Annotated in this window: 17 protein-coding genes; 3 read left to right on the forward strand and 14 right to left on the reverse strand. The window is 67.8% G+C overall.

The features are described from left to right. Positions 1-15 precede the first annotated feature (15 nt). From A6745_RS04395 to A6745_RS04410, 4 genes are all read right to left on the reverse strand, one after another. Positions 16-1389, reverse strand: a complete 1374-nt coding sequence (locus tag A6745_RS04395; protein ID WP_066125740.1) for an MFS transporter — start codon at positions 1387-1389, stop codon at positions 16-18. Between the two features lie 157 nt (positions 1390-1546). Then, positions 1547-2923, reverse strand: coding sequence for a bifunctional UDP-N-acetylglucosamine diphosphorylase/glucosamine-1-phosphate N-acetyltransferase GlmU (gene glmU, locus A6745_RS04400; RefSeq protein WP_066124188.1), 1377 nt, complete (start codon positions 2921-2923; stop codon positions 1547-1549). 68 nt (positions 2924-2991) lie between these two features. Then, positions 2992-3768: a PhaM family polyhydroxyalkanoate granule multifunctional regulatory protein gene (locus A6745_RS04405; RefSeq protein ID WP_066124190.1), complete on the reverse strand. Its 777-nt coding sequence runs from the start codon at positions 3766-3768 to the stop codon at positions 2992-2994. 22 nt (positions 3769-3790) lie between these two features. After that, positions 3791-4417 carry a glycine zipper 2TM domain-containing protein gene (locus A6745_RS04410; RefSeq protein ID WP_066124192.1) on the reverse strand — a complete coding sequence of 209 codons (627 nt, stop codon included), beginning with the start codon at positions 4415-4417 and terminating at the stop codon, positions 3791-3793. 122 nt (positions 4418-4539) lie between these two features. Between A6745_RS04410 and A6745_RS04415 the strand changes: the two genes are divergently transcribed. Beyond that, entirely contained in the window at positions 4540-4764 is a 225-nt protein-coding gene (locus tag A6745_RS04415) for a DUF3717 domain-containing protein (RefSeq protein WP_066124194.1), read from the forward strand. 97 nt (positions 4765-4861) lie between these two features. Here A6745_RS04415 and A6745_RS04420 read toward each other — a convergent pair whose 3' ends face one another. The 5 genes from A6745_RS04420 to A6745_RS04440 form a co-directional block, all read right to left on the reverse strand. Further along, positions 4862-5458: an SCO family protein gene (locus A6745_RS04420; RefSeq protein ID WP_066124195.1), complete on the reverse strand. Its 597-nt coding sequence runs from the start codon at positions 5456-5458 to the stop codon at positions 4862-4864. 57 nt (positions 5459-5515) lie between these two features. After that, positions 5516-6409 (reverse strand): heme o synthase, encoded by an 894-nt coding sequence (gene cyoE, locus A6745_RS04425; RefSeq protein ID WP_066124197.1) that lies wholly within the window; start codon positions 6407-6409, stop codon positions 5516-5518. A 71-nt stretch (positions 6410-6480) separates the two neighbouring features. Beyond that, a complete protein-coding gene (locus tag A6745_RS04430) occupies positions 6481-7500 on the reverse strand; it encodes a COX15/CtaA family protein (RefSeq protein ID WP_066124199.1) in 1020 nt (339 codons plus the stop codon). Positions 7501-7502: 2 nt separating this feature from the next. Then, on the reverse strand, positions 7503-8126 hold the full coding sequence (locus A6745_RS04435; protein WP_066124201.1) for an SCO family protein: 624 nt from the start codon (positions 8124-8126) through the stop codon (positions 7503-7505). A 16-nt stretch (positions 8127-8142) separates the two neighbouring features. After that, on the reverse strand, positions 8143-8910 hold the full coding sequence (locus A6745_RS04440) for an SURF1 family protein (protein WP_066124204.1): 768 nt from the start codon (positions 8908-8910) through the stop codon (positions 8143-8145). Positions 8911-8951: 41 nt separating this feature from the next. On the opposite strand from A6745_RS04440, the gene A6745_RS04445 reads away from it, so the two are divergent. Then, entirely contained in the window at positions 8952-9152 is a 201-nt protein-coding gene (locus tag A6745_RS04445; RefSeq protein WP_066124206.1) for a twin transmembrane helix small protein, read from the forward strand. Between the two features lie 136 nt (positions 9153-9288). On the opposite strand, the gene A6745_RS04450 is transcribed toward A6745_RS04445, so the two are convergent. From A6745_RS04450 to coxB, 5 genes are all read right to left on the reverse strand, one after another. Beyond that, on the reverse strand, positions 9289-10167 hold the full coding sequence (locus tag A6745_RS04450; RefSeq protein WP_066124208.1) for a cytochrome c oxidase subunit 3: 879 nt from the start codon (positions 10165-10167) through the stop codon (positions 9289-9291). A 66-nt stretch (positions 10168-10233) separates the two neighbouring features. Continuing rightward, positions 10234-10452, reverse strand: a complete 219-nt coding sequence (locus A6745_RS04455; protein WP_066124210.1) for a DUF2970 domain-containing protein — start codon at positions 10450-10452, stop codon at positions 10234-10236. 3 nt (positions 10453-10455) lie between these two features. Further along, on the reverse strand, positions 10456-10581 hold the full coding sequence (locus A6745_RS29205) for a cytochrome oxidase small assembly protein (RefSeq protein ID WP_231885906.1): 126 nt from the start codon (positions 10579-10581) through the stop codon (positions 10456-10458). 24 nt (positions 10582-10605) lie between these two features. Beyond that, positions 10606-12216, reverse strand: a complete 1611-nt coding sequence (ctaD, locus tag A6745_RS04460) for a cytochrome c oxidase subunit I (protein WP_066124212.1) — start codon at positions 12214-12216, stop codon at positions 10606-10608. 97 nt (positions 12217-12313) lie between these two features. Continuing rightward, positions 12314-13474, reverse strand: a complete 1161-nt coding sequence (gene coxB, locus A6745_RS04465) for a cytochrome c oxidase subunit II (protein ID WP_066124214.1) — start codon at positions 13472-13474, stop codon at positions 12314-12316. Positions 13475-13727: 253 nt separating this feature from the next. Between coxB and A6745_RS04470 the strand changes: the two genes are divergently transcribed. After that, positions 13728-14570, forward strand: coding sequence for an NUDIX hydrolase (locus tag A6745_RS04470; protein ID WP_082852888.1), 843 nt, complete (start codon positions 13728-13730; stop codon positions 14568-14570). Position 14571 lies beyond the last annotated feature (1 nt).

Raw genomic sequence — 14571 nt, forward strand, 5'->3', positions numbered from 1 at the left:
CTCTACGGATCCATTTCAGGCCGAACGGGCCGAACGAACGGTATTGACGGCCACCGCCGCCGCCGCGCAGACCGCCGCCAGCACCAGGGCCACGGTCGGCCCCTGGCTGGGAATGACCCCGAAGGCCACCGCCACCAGCGCGGTGCCGAAGCTCTGGCCGAAGACCCGCGTGGTGGCCTGCAACCCGCCCGCGGCGCCGCTGCGCTGCCGAGGCGCGGCCCCCAGCATGGCACGGTTGTTGGGCGTCTGGAACAGGCCGAAGCCCACGCCGGCCAGGAACATGCCGGCCATGATCCAGGTGTTGGACGCATCCAGCGGCAACGCCGCCAGCCAGATCAGGCCCAGCACCATCGCGCCCGCCCCCGTGCCGCTGAGCGCAGCCGCGGAATAGCGGTCGGAGATACGGCCGGCCACCGGCGCGATCAGCGCGGTGCCGACCGGCCACGCGGCCATCAGCAGGCCGACCTGCAGGTGCGGCCGGCCCAGCACCTGCTGGAAGTAGAAAGGCAGCGTGACGTAGGACGCCATCTGCGCGGCGAAGGTCGCCGCCGACGCGGCCACCGCGAAGGCGATGCCGCGCACGCGCAGCAGGTCGACCGGCACCAGCGGCGCCTGTTGCCCGCGCGCGCGGCGCAGCAGCAGCAGGCCCGCCACGCAGGCGATCGACACCAGGCCGATGCCGCCCAGGATGTCCTGCCCCAGATAATCGATGCCGGTGATGAAGACGCCCAGGGCGATCATCACCAGCGCCACGCTGAGCCAATCCATGGGCGCGCGCGTGCGCGGTATTTCGGGCAGGAAGCGCAGGCCGAACATGATGGCGATGCCGATGGGCAGGTTGACCGCGAAGATCCAGCGCCAATCGGCCACCGACAGGATCAGCGATCCGATGGTGGGCCCCAGGACCGACATCACGGCCACGGTAGTGGCGTTCAGGCTGATGCCGCGCCCCAGCAGCCGCAGGGGGTAGATGTTGCGCACCATGCCGCCGACCAGGGACATCAGCGCGGCCGCGCCGACGCCCTGCGCCACCCGCGCCAGGCTGAGCTGCCACAACGAGCCCGACAGGGCACAGGCCACCGAGGCCAGCGTGAACAGCGTCAGGCCGAAGGTGAACATGCGCCGGATGCCGACCCGCTCGGCCAGGGCGGAGATCGGCAGCAGCATCACCACGATGGCCACGCTGTAGGCGTTGCTGACCCAGACCGCGCGCGATGCCGGGGCGTCCAGGTCGAGGGCGATGGAGGGCAATGCCACGTTGACGATGGTGGCGTCCAGCACCGCCAGGCTGATGCTGAACAGGACGGTGGCGGCCGCCCAGTAGCGTTGCGGCGTGGGCAGCCCGTCCGAGGGTTCCTGGCGAGGTGGTGGCGTATCAGCGGCGTTCAAGGAGGTGCCTTCGTGCTTCTTTCCCCGCGACGCGTCCTGGAAATGGCGCGGCAGGGTACGGGTTCCCCTGCGCGCCGCGGACATGGCCGTCCGCCCCCGGGGACCGCGGATCCGGCGCACGCGAGGGGCGCGGCCGGCCCCCGGTCCATGGGAGACCTTACTTCTTCTGTTTGACCGGGCGCTGCCAGCCTTCGATGGTGGCCTGGCGAGCGCGAGATAGGGTCAGCTGGCCCGCGGGTGCGTCCTTGGTCAGCGTGGTGCCCGCGCCCAGGGTGGCGCCCCTGCCCACGCGCACCGGCGCCACCAGTTGGGAATCGGAGCCGATGAACGCGTCGTCCTCGATGACCGTGCGGAACTTGTTGGCGCCGTCGTAGTTGCAGGTGATGGTGCCCGCGCCGATGTTGACGCGCTCGCCCACGTCGGCGTCGCCCACATAGGCCAGGTGGTTGGCCTTGCTGTCGGCGGCCAGCACGCTGTTCTTCACTTCGACGAAGTTGCCGATGTGCACCCGGTCGGCGAGCTTGGCGCCGGGCCGCAGGCGCGCATACGGGCCGATGCGCGCATCCGCGCCCACCGTGGCCTCGGCCAGATGGCTGTAGGCCTCGATCTGGGTGCCCGCCTGCACGGCGACGTCGCGCAGCACGCAGTACGGGCCGACGCGCACGCCGTCGGCCAGTTCGACCTTGCCCTCGAACACGCAGCCCACGTCGATGAACACGTCGCGGCCGCATTGCAGCGAGCCACGCACGTCGAAGCGTTCGGGATCGGCCAGCGTGACGCCGGCTTCCAGATGGCGGCGGGCCTGCTCGCGCTGCCAGCTGCGCTCCAGCGCGGCCTGCTGCACGCGGCTGTTCACGCCCAGCGTCTCCCAGGAGGCCTCCGGCTGAGCCGCGCCGACCGCCACGCCATCGGCCACGGCCAGGCCGACCACGTCGGTCAGGTAGTACTCGCCTTGCGCGTTCTTGTTGTCGATGCGGTTCAGCCAATCCTTCAGGCGCGCGGTGGGCGCGACGAGGATGCCCGTGTTGACCTCGCGGATCGCGCGCTGTTCCTGGCTGGCGTCCTTGTGCTCGACGATGCTGGCGACGTTGCCCTTCGCGTCGCGCACGATGCGGCCGTAGCCGGTGGCGTCTTCCAGCACTTCGGTCAGCACCGCCGCGCCCTGGCCTCGCGCCTGCAGCAGGCGCTTCAGCGTCTCGGGCTGCACCAGCGGCACGTCGCCGTACAACACCAGCGTGACGTCATCGGCGCCATCGCCTTCCAGCAATTGCGGCACGGCCTGTTGCACCGCGTGGCCGGTGCCATGCTGCGGATCCTGCAGCGCAAAAGCCAGTCCGTCCAGGCCTTCGAAGGCGCCGCGCACACGCTCGGCTCCGTGGCCGACGACGACGATGATGCGGGCGGGATCGAGCTGGCGGGCGCTGTCCAGCACATGGGACAGCATCGGCTTGCCAGCCAGCGAGTGCAGGACCTTGGGCAGGTCGGACTGCATGCGTTTGCCTTTTCCGGCGGCGAGAATGACTACGTTGAGCATGGGTGGAATTCAGTCAGAAAGGCGTGCGGCCGCCTTGTGGGCGACCGCGCGGCCGGGATGGAGGGATCTCAGGTCTTGTCGGCCGCGGGCTTGGCGGCCGTCTTGCGCGGCGCGGCCTTCCTGGCCGGCGTCTTGCGTGCCGCCGTCTTCTTCGCGGCGGGCTTGGCCGTCTTCGCTGCCGTTGCCTCGGCGGCACGGGGCGCGCCGCCGGCAGGCACGGACGGCGCGCCTTCGGCCGAAGCCTGCGGCGCCGTGGCGTCGGGAGCGGACGCCATGCTGGACATGCTGGCCACGGTGGCCTGGGCGATGTTGTTGAACTGCTGCTGCATCAAGCTCCACCATGCCTGCGACGCCGAGCGCGCCGCGCTGTCCAGCGCTTCCGGACCCGGCGCGGCCTGGTCGCCGGCCTGCGCCTCGGGGCTGCTGGCGGCAGGAGCGGCCTTGTCCTGGGGCGCGGGCTTGATGCCCAACACGATCTCGAGGGGGGTCGGTTGGCCGGGAGCGGGCGCGGAACCGGTATCGATGGAGGCGGCGCTGTCGATGAACGAGCGCAGCGTGGCGATGGTGGCGCGCTGCACCTCCATGCCCTGGATGGTGCTGCCCAGCATCGACAGGTTCATGCGCAGCCATCCCTCGACGGCGCGCAGATCGGCGATGCGGCGCTCGAGCTCCTCGACGTTCATGGGCGCGGTCATGGGCAAGGCCTGCGCGAGGCCGCCAGGCCCCGTCAGGCCGGCCCAGGCCTGCTTCATCATCTCCATGCTGGCCAACAGCGGATTGCCGGAGAGGTTGGAACTCTGGCCCATGCCGGGCAGGATGAACGGATTGGTGCTCGAATCGGTCATGCGGTCTCCTGGAGGCGTGTCGTCAGAGCGGCAGCAACTGATTGTTCTCGACCCGCACGGGGGCGCCGGACGCATAAGGGAAGGGTTGGGCGCTACGGAACGAACGCGCGCTGCCATCGCTCATGCGAACGGTAAGCTCGTAGTGTGTCACCGTCTGTTGCGCCCTGATATTACGCTCGATTTCATGGCCGGCAAAAGCGCCGCCCACGGCGCCGAGCACCGTCGCCGCATCACGGCCGCGGCCGCCGCCGATCTGGTTGCCGACCACGCCCCCCACCACACCGCCGGCCACGGTGCCGACGATGTTGTTGCTGTTGTTGCGCACGGGCACCTGCACGGTGCGCACGGATTCGACGGTGCCGCAGGCGGCGCACGCGGGCGGCTGCGCGGCGGCGGCCCGGGCGGGCGTCTTGCCCTGCGCCTGGCCCTTCGCGGGCTGCTGCGGCCCGGGTTGCGGCGGCTGGCCGGGTTCCCGCAGGGCGGCCTGCTCGGCGGGCGAACGGTCGGCCGATGATCCCGGCAGCCATCCGGCGATGGCGGCGACGGCCACGGCGCACAGCACGATGACGGACACCGCCGCGGTGGCGATCAGGGGATGCAGGCCGCGGCGCGGCTCGGAACGATGGGCGCTCGAAGGCGAGACGTTCATGATGGGTCTCCCAAGTACGTACGGGAAAACGGTATAGCACCCAGGCGCCATTTCGGCGTGTTGCGATAGTGACCCTTTGCAAGACCGACCGGCCACGGGCGGGTTCTGGGACAATGGAGCCTATGGATCAGCTCATCTGCCTGCCGGATCTGGAAGACGCCATCAACTACTGGCGCGCCCGCTTGCCCTCGCAAGGCGAGGAGGCGCGCCTGTGCGCGCAAGCCGCGGCATTGGCCCGGCCCTATGCGTTGATGATCCTCGCGCATCGCCACGACATCGCCCCGGACGACCTGAGCCCCGAGGCGCTGGACGCCTACCGGCAATGGCGCAAGGCAAAAGCCGCCTGAACGGCGGCCTGGCGGCGAAGCACTTGGAAACCGCCGCAACGACTTGCAGCAGCATAAGGCCAGGCGGCGCCCCGCGGGACGCCGCCCCGGGGCGTGCCTAGAACAGCGCCTTGATGTCGTGCGCCAGGGCCTCGGCGCCGATATTGTTGTTGGCCAGCACGCGGGCATCGCCCTTGCCGTCGATCAGGTAGAAGGCGGCCGTGTGGTCCATGGTGTAGTCGCCATCCTTGCGCGGCACCTTGGCGTAATAGGCCTTGAACGAGGCCGCCGCCTTGCGGATCTGCTCGGCATTGCCCGTCAGGGCCAGGAAGCGGGGATCGAACGACGTGACGTATTGCTTGAGGACCTCGGGCGTGTCGCGCTCGGGGTCCACCGTGATCAGCAGCACCTGCACGCGGTCGGCATCGGGCCCCAGGCGCTTCATGACGTCGGCCAGCTCGACCAGCGAGGTGGGGCACACGTCGGGGCACTGCGTGAAGCCGAAGAACACGACCTTGACCTTGCCCTCGAAGTCTTTCAGCGTGCGCGCGGTGCCGTTGTGGTCGGTCAGCGCAAGGTCTTTACCCAGCTTCGTGCCGGTGATGTCGCTGCCCTTGAACGACGGCTTGCCTTCGCCGCAAGCCCCCAGGGCGATGGCGACCGCGCCGGCGGCGCAGGCTTGCAACAGGCGACGACGAGCAGCGGACGCGAACATGAGGCGGGAGTCTCCGGTGGGGGCCAACGGGCCGATGGGTCTGGCTGCGGCCGACGATCAGGCCAGCAGGCCGATCCAGTGGTCCACCAGCAACGCGGCGAACAGCAGCGACAGATAGAGAATGGAAAAGCGGAACATGCGGCGCGCCAGCTCGTCGCTGTAGTGGCGGTACAGGCGCCAGGCGTACGACAGGAACATGCCGCCCAGCACCAGGGCGCTGGCCAGGTACACCAGGCCGCTCATGCGGATGGCGTACGGAATGATGGTGCAGCCCAGCAGCGCCACGCTGTACAGCAGGATCTGCAACTGCGTGAAGGCGCGGCCATGCGTGACGGGCAGCATGGGCAGGCCGGACTTGGCGTAGTCGTTGGTGCGGTAGAGCGCCAGCGCCCAGAAATGCGGCGGCGTCCAGATGAAGATGATCAGTACCAGCGCCCAGGCCTCGGCCGGCACGGCATTGGCGACGGCGGCCCAGCCCAGCGCCGGCGGCATCGCGCCGGACAGGCCGCCGATGACGATGTTCTGCGGCGTGCGCGGCTTGAGGATGACGGTGTAGATGATGGCGTAGCCGACGAAGGTGGCGAAGGTCAGCCACATCGTCAGGGGATTGACCAGGTGGTACAGCACGAGCATGCCCGCGCCGCCCAGCAGGCCCGACAGGCCCAGCACCTGCGTGGAAGAGATGGTGCCCTGCGCGGTGGCGCGGCGCGCCGTGCGCGTCATGCGCGCGTCGACTTCCTGCTCGATCAGGCAGTTGATGGCGAAGGCGGCGGCGGCCAGCAGCCAGATGCCCAGCGTGGCGAACACCACGCGATCCATCGGCGGCACGCCCGGCGTAGCCAGGAACATGCCGATGACCGCACAGAAGACGGCCAGCTGCGTGACCCTCGGCTTGGTCAGCACGAGGTATTGACGCAGAAGTCCGGAGGAAGAAGCGACGGCAGTACTCATAACCTGATCATTTTACCCGCCGATGCCGGAACAGGGTGCGACTTAGGGTCGCAGGCAGGCCATTCTCCCTCTCAGGCGGGCTGTACCGGCCGTTGTCCGGCCGAGGCCAACCGTACCAAAATGACCACACTGGCCAGTGTCAGGCCAGCCGCGCCGCCATTGTGTAACACGGCGATCAGCAGGGGCCACTGGAAGAAAATGGTGGTCAGGCCCGTCAACAGCTGCGCCAGCAGCAGGCCCAGCAGCAGGGTGGCCGGCGTCCGGATGCCCGGCTCGGTGCGCAGCCGGAACCCCAGCACGCCCAGGTAGGCAAACACCACGAAGGCGAAATTGCGGTGCACCCAATGGATGGCCGTCAGCGCGGACTGCGAGATCATTTCCCCGGAAGGCAGTTCGCCCAGCCCCCGGATGATGGAAAAGCCGCCCTGGAAATCCATCTCGGGCACCCAGGCGCCGTGGCAGGTGGGGAAGTCCATGCAGGCCAGCGCGGCATAGTTGGTGCTGACCCAGCCACCCAGGGTCACCTGTATCAGCAGCAGCAACAGCCCGCCCCGCATCCACGGCCGCCAGCGCGCGGCCGCCGCCGACAGCGCCAGGTGCGGCTGCTCGCGCGCCGCCAGCCAGGTCATCAGCGACAGCAGCAGCAGGCCCAGCACCAGGTGCGAGGTGACCACCGCCGGCATCAGCTTGTGCGTGACGGTCCAGGCGCCGAACGCCCCCTGCACGCACACGGCCACCAGCGTGACCGTCGCCAGCAGCGGCGAGCGGCCCAATCGGGCACGATGGCGCCAGGCCATGACCACGATGGCGATGATGAGCAGGCCCAGCGTGGCGCCCACGTAGCGGTGGATCATCTCGATCCAGGCCTTGGACAGCGTGACCGGGCCGAACGGCATCGCCTGCGAGGCCGCGTCGATGTGATGCATGGCGCCGATCGGCGTGACGCTGGCATAGCAGCCGGGCCAGTCGGGACAGCCCAGGCCGGAATCGGTCAGGCGCACGAAGGCGCCGAACATGATCAGGTCCAGCGTCAGGAACCAGGTAAAGAAAACGAGTTTGCGGTAGCGCAGTTTGATGCGATCGTGTTCCATCTTCAGCCGATGCGCGAGTGGTAGAGAAGTTTGCTCAGGTCCTTGCGAACCCGGACGCCGTCGGCCTCGGCCGGGAATTGCATCATCAGGTTGCCCAGCGGGTCCATCAGCCAGATGGGCGCCCGCAGCGATTCGGCGCCGCCGCCCGGGCCTTGCAGGAAGGGACGCAACTGGTCGGCGCGGGCCCGCACCATCACCGTGCCCTTGTAGGCCTCTAGCACCTTGTCGGGGACCGGGGCGTCGTCGGTGATGAACCAGACCCGCGCGACGCGATCCACGTTCTTGCCCTGGCTGGCGTGGCTGTTGCGGGCCACGAACAGCTTGCGCGCGCACGACTCCGGGCATGCGGCCTGGTCCGTGCTGATCAGCACCCACTTGCCGCGCAGGCTGCGCAGGTCGAACGGCTGGCCGTCCAGCGTGGTCAGCGCCAGGGCATCCGGAGCGGGCGCCGCGCGCTGCGGCTGGATCAAGGCGCCGTAGTTGCTCGAATCCTCGGGCCACCATTGCGGGTTGTAGTAGACGACGAAGGCCGCCACGATGGGCGCCAGCGCGCACAGGAACACCAGCACCAGCGGCATCAGGGAACGCTTGGCTGGCGGACGGGACGGGACGGAAGGCGTGGTCATGGGCGAGGTGCGAGCGTTACGAACCGGTGCGCCGCGCACGCCGCCAGGCGCGCACCGCCACGGCCAGCCACGCGATCGCCGCGATGCCCGCGAACGAAAACCACTGCATGGCATAGCCCAGGTTCTGGTTGTAGTCGACGGAAGGTTGGGGCCAATCGCGCACCAGCGCATCGTCCCCGCGCGTCTGCATCAGCACGGTGGGCAGCAGGGCAAGGCCCGTTGCCCGTGCGTAATCGGCGAGATCCAGGTTCTGCACGGCAGGCATGGCGCCGCTGGCGGGCAAGCGGGCCGGCAACGCCGCGCGCGGCTGGCCGAAGGACCAGAGCTCGAACACGCGAGGCACGCGCACCGCCAGTTCGCCGGTCACGTCCTGTTCGCCGGCGGCAGCGGCCGGTACGGCGGGGGGCGTGCCGTCCAGCGTGCGTGGCAGCCAGCCGCGCAGCACCAGCACGGCCTGGCGCCGGGCGGGCTCCAGCAGCAAGGGCGTGGCCAGCCAATAGCCCGGACGGCCATCCTGGTTGCGGTTCTCCAGCAGCACGCTCAGCGCGGGCAGCCATTGGCCATGCCCCTGCGCGGGACGCCAGGCGCGCAGTTCGCTGGCCGGCATGCCGGCCGCCAGCGTCACCGGCGGCTGCGCACGGCCGGCCTCGATGGCCGCCAGCGTGGCACGGCGCTGGTCGGCGCGGTGCAATTGCCAGCGCCCCAGCGACGCGAGGATCGCGGCGGCCAGCGCCAGCAGCAGCAAGGCCGCCACGGTCAGCCGAAAGGAATGCGGTCGCGCCATGTCTGCAATAATTTCCGTTCCACGCAGGAGGAGACCCAAAAATGCGAATTATCGTCGTGGTGGCCTTCATCGGCATCCTGGTCAGCCTGGGTTCGGCCCTGGTTTACCTGATGAAGGACAAGGGAGGCACCAACAGGACGGTCAATGCCCTGACCGTGCGTATCGGGCTGTCCGTGGCCCTGTTCCTGTTCGTGCTGTTCGCCCATCACATGGGCTGGATCGAAAGTACCGGGATCAGATGAAGACACGGAGCCGAAGTTCCGGGCCGGCGCCTGGCCGTTCCAACAAGGCAATGCCCCCGAAACGGGGGCATTGTCGCATGCGGTCCTGACGATACACCCACGTCCGGACGCGCAAGGGCGGTGGCCGATGGCCCGCCTACATCCAATACACGAACAGGTACAGGCCCAGCCACACCACGTCGACGAAGTGCCAATACCAGGCGGCGCCCTCGAACCCGAAGTGATGGTTGGCCGTGAAGTGGCCGCGCAGCAGGCGGAAGAAGATCACCGTCAGCATCGTGGCGCCCATGATGACGTGGAACCCGTGGAACCCCGTCAGCATGTAGAACAGCGAGCCGTACGCCCCCGAGTCGAAGCGCAGGTTCAGCTCGGTATACGCGTGGTGGTATTCGAGGGCCTGGCAGGCCACGAAGATGAAGCCCAGGATGACGGTGGCGGCCAGCCAGACCAGCGTCTTGGTGCGATGGTCCTCGCGCAGCGCGTGGTGGGCGATGGTCAGCGTGACGCCCGAGGACAGCAGCAGCGCCGTGTTGATGGTGGGCAGCCAGAACGGGCCGACGGTCTGGAAGTGCTCCACCACGCCCGCCGGACCGAAGTTGGGCCACACCGCCTGGAAATCGGGCCACAGCATCAGGCGGTGATCCAGGTCGCCCAGCCACGGCGTGGTGACGGTGCGCGTATACCAGAGCGCGCCGAAGAAGCCGGCGAAGAACATGACCTCGGAGAAGATGAACCAGCTCATGGCCCAGCGGTAGGACAGGTCGATCTTCTTGCTGTTCAGGCCGCCTTCGGATTCGCGGATGGCGTCGCCGAACCACTGGAACATCACGAAGATCAGCCCGATCAGGCCGACCAGCACGGCCCACTTTCCCCAGCCGACGCTGTTGACCCACGTGGCCGCGCCCACGCCCATGAACAGCAACGCGACCGCCATGCGCACCGGGTGCCTGGAATCGGCCGGGACGTAGTAGTACGGCGCCTCATTGCCTTGATGAACCGAGTGGCTTGCACTCATGGACTTCTCCCTGGTACTTGCGAATTCTGATTTGTCGGACGATTGCTTCGATACAACGACTTCAGGTCAGGAACTTGCCACCACCCAGCGCACGATCGAGATCAACCCGATGACGAACAGCGCCGCCGCCAATATGCCCGCGACGATGACGTGCACCGGGTTCAGGCGCGCGGCATCTTCCTGGTACCCCGTTCCGCGCCGCACGCCCAGGAACGCCCACAGCACCGCCCGCATCGTCTGCAGGAAACCGGCCTTGCGCGGCGGCGACGGCTGCGGCTCGGTCATTGCTTATCCCAGCTTGCCGGCCAGCAGCACGGCGCCGCGGAAGATCGTCCAGGCGAACACCGCCAGCACGAACAGCAGCAGGACGAGACCGGCCTTGCGGTTGCGGCGGCTTTGCTCGGGCGTGGCCATGGCGATGCTCCTGGCGCGTGGCGCTTACTTGACCTCGGGCGGCGTTTCGAAGGTATGGAAGGGCGCCGGCGACGGCACGGTCCATTCCAGGCCTTCGGCGCCTTCCCATGGCTTGGCCGGCGCGGGTTCGCCCTTTCCGGCGAAGCTGCGGACGGCCACATACAGCAGGATGAGCTGCGACAACCCGAACCAGAATGCGCCGATCGTGGCGATCTGGTGGAAGGTGGTGAACTGGGCCGCATAGTCGGCGTAACGGCGCGGCATGCCGGCCAGGCCCAGGAAGTGCATGGGGAAGAAGGTGACGTTGAACGAGATCATCGACGACCAGAAATGCAGCTTGCCGAGCTTCTCGTTGTACATCACGCCCGTCCACTTGGGCAGCCAGTAGTAGGCGCCCGCGAACAGGGCGAACAGCGAGCCCGCCACCAGCACGTAATGGAAGTGCGCCACCACGTAATACGTGTCGTGGACCTGGATGTCGATGGGCGCCACCGACAGGATCAACCCCGTGAAACCGCCCATGGTGAACACGAAGATGAAGCCGATCGAGAACAGCATGGGCGTCTCGAACGTCATCGAACCGCGCCACATGGTGGCCACCCAGTTGAAGATCTTCACCCCCGTGGGAATGGAGATCAGCATGGTGGCGTACATGAAGTACAGCTGCGCCGTCACCGGCATGCCGGTGGTGAACATGTGGTGCGCCCACACGATGAAGGACAGCACGGCGATGGCGGCGGTGGCGTACACCATCGAGGCATAGCCGAACAGTCGCTTGCGGGCAAAGGCCGGCACGATGGCCGACACGATGCCGAACGCCGGCAGGATCATGATGTAGACCTCGGGGTGCCCGAAGAACCAGAACACGTGCTGGTACAGCACCGGGTCGCCGCCCGCGGCCGCGTTGAAGAAGCCGGTGCCGAAGTGGCGGTCGGTCAGCACCATGGTGACGGCGGCCGCCAGCACGGGCATCACGGCGATCAGCAGGAAGGCGGTGATCAGCCAGGTCCAGCAGAACAGCGGCATCTTCATCAGGGTCATGCCGGGCGCGCGCATGTTCAGGATGGTGACGATGATGTTGATGGCGCCCATGATGGACGAGGCGCCCATGATGTGCACGGCGAAGATGGCCAGGTCCATGCCCGGGCCCATCTGTCCCGACAGCGGCGCGTACAGCGTCCAGCCCGCGGCGGTGGCGCCGCCGGGCACGAAGAACGAGCCCGTCAGCATCAGGCCGGCCACCGGCAGCAGCCAGAAGCTGAAGTTGTTCATGCGCGCGAACGCCATGTCGGAGGCGCCGATCTGCAGCGGGATCATCCAGTTGGCGAAGCCCACGAAGGCCGGCATGATCGCGCCGAACACCATGATCAGGCCATGCATGGTGGTGAACTGGTTGAACAGCTCGGGCTGGAAGAACTGCAGGCCCGGCTCGAACAGCTCGGTGCGCAGCAGCAAGGCCAGCGTGCCGCCCTCGAGCAGCATGACGAACGAGAAGATGAGGTACATCGTCCCGATGTCCTTGTGGTTGGTCGCGAACAGCCAGCGACGCCAACCCGTCGGGATGGGATGGTGGTGATCATCGTGACCGTGGCCGTGATGGCCGGGCGACACGTGGTCTGCGGTGACGCTGCTCATGGTGGACTCCTTCCTGCTGATCGCCGGGCTCGGTCCAGAGGCCCGGCGGCGTGTTTCTGTCTCGGGAAACTGTGTTCTTGCCAGGAAAGCGCGGTGCTCAGCGCCCCGCCGTGACGTCCTTCGGCTGCACCACCGGATCCTGCCCCTTGCCTGCATTGCCCCAGGCGTGGCGGGTGTAGGTGATGACCGAGGCGATCTCGACGTCATTCAGTTGCGGACCGAAGGCCGGCATGGCGGTGCCGGGACGGCCCTTCAGCACGGTCTCGATCTGCTTGGCCTTGGGCCCCATGACGGTGGGGTCGCCATCGAGCGCGGGGAACGAGCCCGGCACGCCCTTGCCGGTAGCCTGGTGACAGGCCACGCAGTTGGCGGTGTAGACCTTTTCACCCCGGGCCATCAGTTCGGCCTGAGTCCATTCCTTGGTGGGATCGTCGGCGTTGGCGGCCAGCTTCTTCTTCTGCTCGGCCGCCCAGGCATCGTAGTCCGCCTGCGACTTCACCTCGACCACGATGGGCATGAAGGCGTGGTCCTTGCCACAGAGCTCGGCGCATTGCCCGCGGTAGGTGCCGGTTTTCTCGGCGCGGAACCAGGTGTCGCGCAGGAAGCCGGGGATGGCGTCCTGCTTGACGCCGAAGTCCGGCACCATCCACGAATGGATGACGTCGCCGGCGGTGAGGACGATGCGCACCTTCTTGTCCACGGGCACCACCAGATGATTGTCGACTTCCATCAGGTAGAACTGCCCCTTGGGTTCGCGGCCTTCGATCTGCGCGCGAGGGGTGGACAGGTTGGAGAGGAACTTGACGCCGGCGGCGTCGCCATCGAGGTACTCGTAGCCCCACTTCCATTGGTAGCCGGTGACCTTGACGGTGAGATCGGCGCTGGAAGTGTCTTTCATGGCGACGACCGCGCGCGTGGCCGGCAGGGCCATGGCGATGACGATGATGAAAGGAATGACCGTCCAGGCAACCTCGACGCCGAGGTGCTCGTGGAAAGTGGCTGGCTGGTGGCCGCGCGATTTGCGATGCGCCCAGATGGAATAGAACATCACGCCGAACACACCGACGAAGATCACGATACAGATCGTGAGCATCATCCAGTGCAACCACATCACGTCGCGGGTCATCTGTGTGACACCTTCGTGCAGGTTCAGCTGATTGACCTTCGGCCCCCCCGGCATGTCCTGCACCTGCGCGCTTGCGGCGGTGCAAAGAAGCATGGCACAGGCGCCCAGGAACCTCCCTCTCCACTTCTTCATGCTTACCTCGTGATACGGCGCGCAGTTGTCCGGTATCTCCTGTTCAGCCGCAAAGCGGCTGCCGGCACTGTTTTTCGCGCACTGTTATTAGACGTCGGGTACTCGCCGGGGTTAAGACTACCCCATCGACTCCGCGCGAGTTCACAAGAAAACCGCGAAATTATAGCGGACACCTCCGGCCGTGGGCTGTCGAGGGGCCGGATCGCGTCTCGGCGAAAACCCCATGTCAGCCTGCTGCACTAAAATCCGCGCCATGCAGAACACCGCCATCCAGGACCCGACCGAGCAAGCTTCGCGCCTGGCCCAACTGTACGATCGGCTGGGCGCGCGCGCCCATGAACTGCCGCCGCAACTGGCGCGTCCGCTCTATATCGCCGGCCATTGCTGTGGCTGGGCGACGCACGCGGCATGCGATGCGCTGCGCGGAACCGGCCTGGCCGCCATCGAGTCCGACGCGCTGAGGCTGGGTCCCGGACTGGATCCCGGGCCCGGGCTGGACGCCGTGCTGGCGCAGGTGGCGCAGACCCTGCGCGACGCCAACTGCCTGCGCGGCTGGCGCGACGAACTGCTGGACGTGACGGCGGGGGACGTGCGCCTGGGGGTCATCGAACGCGCCGCCATGCGGCCCCTGGGCCTGCCGACCCGGGCCGTGCATCTCAGCGCCTGGACGCCCGATGGCCGCATGTGGGTGGCGCGCCGCGCGCTCAGCAAGTCCACCGACCCCGGCATGTGGGACAGCCTGGTGGGCGGCCTGGCCGGCGCGGGCGAAGACATGGAACGGGCGCTGGAACGCGAATGCGGCGAAGAGGCGGGACTGGACCCGCACCACCTGCGCGGCCGCGAACCGCTGCGCACCATCCTGCGCATGCACCGCCGCCTGCCCGAGGGCTACCAGGTGGAAGACCTGCTGGTCAGCACCTGTGTGCTGGAGGATGGCGTGCAGCCCGCCAACCGGGACGGCGAGGTGATGGAGATCGCCGCCCTGCCGGTGGAAGACGTGCTGCAACGCGTCGAGGCCGGCGAATTCACGCTGGAAGCGGCGCTGGTCATCGTCGAGGACATCATCCAGCAACGCGCGCGGGGCCGCATCCGCTGAA

It is taken from the genome of Bordetella ansorpii, assembly GCF_900078705.1.
Lineage (GTDB): Bacteria > Pseudomonadota > Gammaproteobacteria > Burkholderiales > Burkholderiaceae_B > Bordetella > Bordetella ansorpii_A.

Coding starts and splice junctions, on each gene's coding strand:
- glmU (WP_066124188.1), bottom strand. CDS start 2,923: ATGCTCAACGTAGTCATTCTCGCCGCCGGAAAAGGCAAACGCATGCAG.
- A6745_RS04405 (WP_066124190.1), bottom strand. CDS start 3,768: ATGACCGATTCGAGCACCAATCCGTTCATCCTGCCCGGCATGGGCCAG.
- A6745_RS04410 (WP_066124192.1), bottom strand. CDS start 4,417: ATGAACGTCTCGCCTTCGAGCGCCCATCGTTCCGAGCCGCGCCGCGGC.
- A6745_RS04415 (WP_066124194.1), top strand. CDS start 4,540: ATGGATCAGCTCATCTGCCTGCCGGATCTGGAAGACGCCATCAACTAC.
- A6745_RS04420 (WP_066124195.1), bottom strand. CDS start 5,458: ATGTTCGCGTCCGCTGCTCGTCGTCGCCTGTTGCAAGCCTGCGCCGCC.
- cyoE (WP_066124197.1), bottom strand. CDS start 6,409: ATGAGTACTGCCGTCGCTTCTTCCTCCGGACTTCTGCGTCAATACCTC.
- A6745_RS04430 (WP_066124199.1), bottom strand. CDS start 7,500: ATGGAACACGATCGCATCAAACTGCGCTACCGCAAACTCGTTTTCTTT.
- A6745_RS04435 (WP_066124201.1), bottom strand. CDS start 8,126: ATGACCACGCCTTCCGTCCCGTCCCGTCCGCCAGCCAAGCGTTCCCTG.
- A6745_RS04440 (WP_066124204.1), bottom strand. CDS start 8,910: ATGGCGCGACCGCATTCCTTTCGGCTGACCGTGGCGGCCTTGCTGCTG.
- A6745_RS04445 (WP_066124206.1), top strand. CDS start 8,952: ATGCGAATTATCGTCGTGGTGGCCTTCATCGGCATCCTGGTCAGCCTG.
- A6745_RS04450 (WP_066124208.1), bottom strand. CDS start 10,167: ATGAGTGCAAGCCACTCGGTTCATCAAGGCAATGAGGCGCCGTACTAC.
- A6745_RS04455 (WP_066124210.1), bottom strand. CDS start 10,452: ATGACCGAGCCGCAGCCGTCGCCGCCGCGCAAGGCCGGTTTCCTGCAG.
- A6745_RS29205 (WP_231885906.1), bottom strand. CDS start 10,581: ATGGCCACGCCCGAGCAAAGCCGCCGCAACCGCAAGGCCGGTCTCGTC.
- ctaD (WP_066124212.1), bottom strand. CDS start 12,216: ATGAGCAGCGTCACCGCAGACCACGTGTCGCCCGGCCATCACGGCCAC.
- coxB (WP_066124214.1), bottom strand. CDS start 13,474: ATGAAGAAGTGGAGAGGGAGGTTCCTGGGCGCCTGTGCCATGCTTCTT.
- A6745_RS04470 (WP_082852888.1), top strand. CDS start 13,728: ATGCAGAACACCGCCATCCAGGACCCGACCGAGCAAGCTTCGCGCCTG.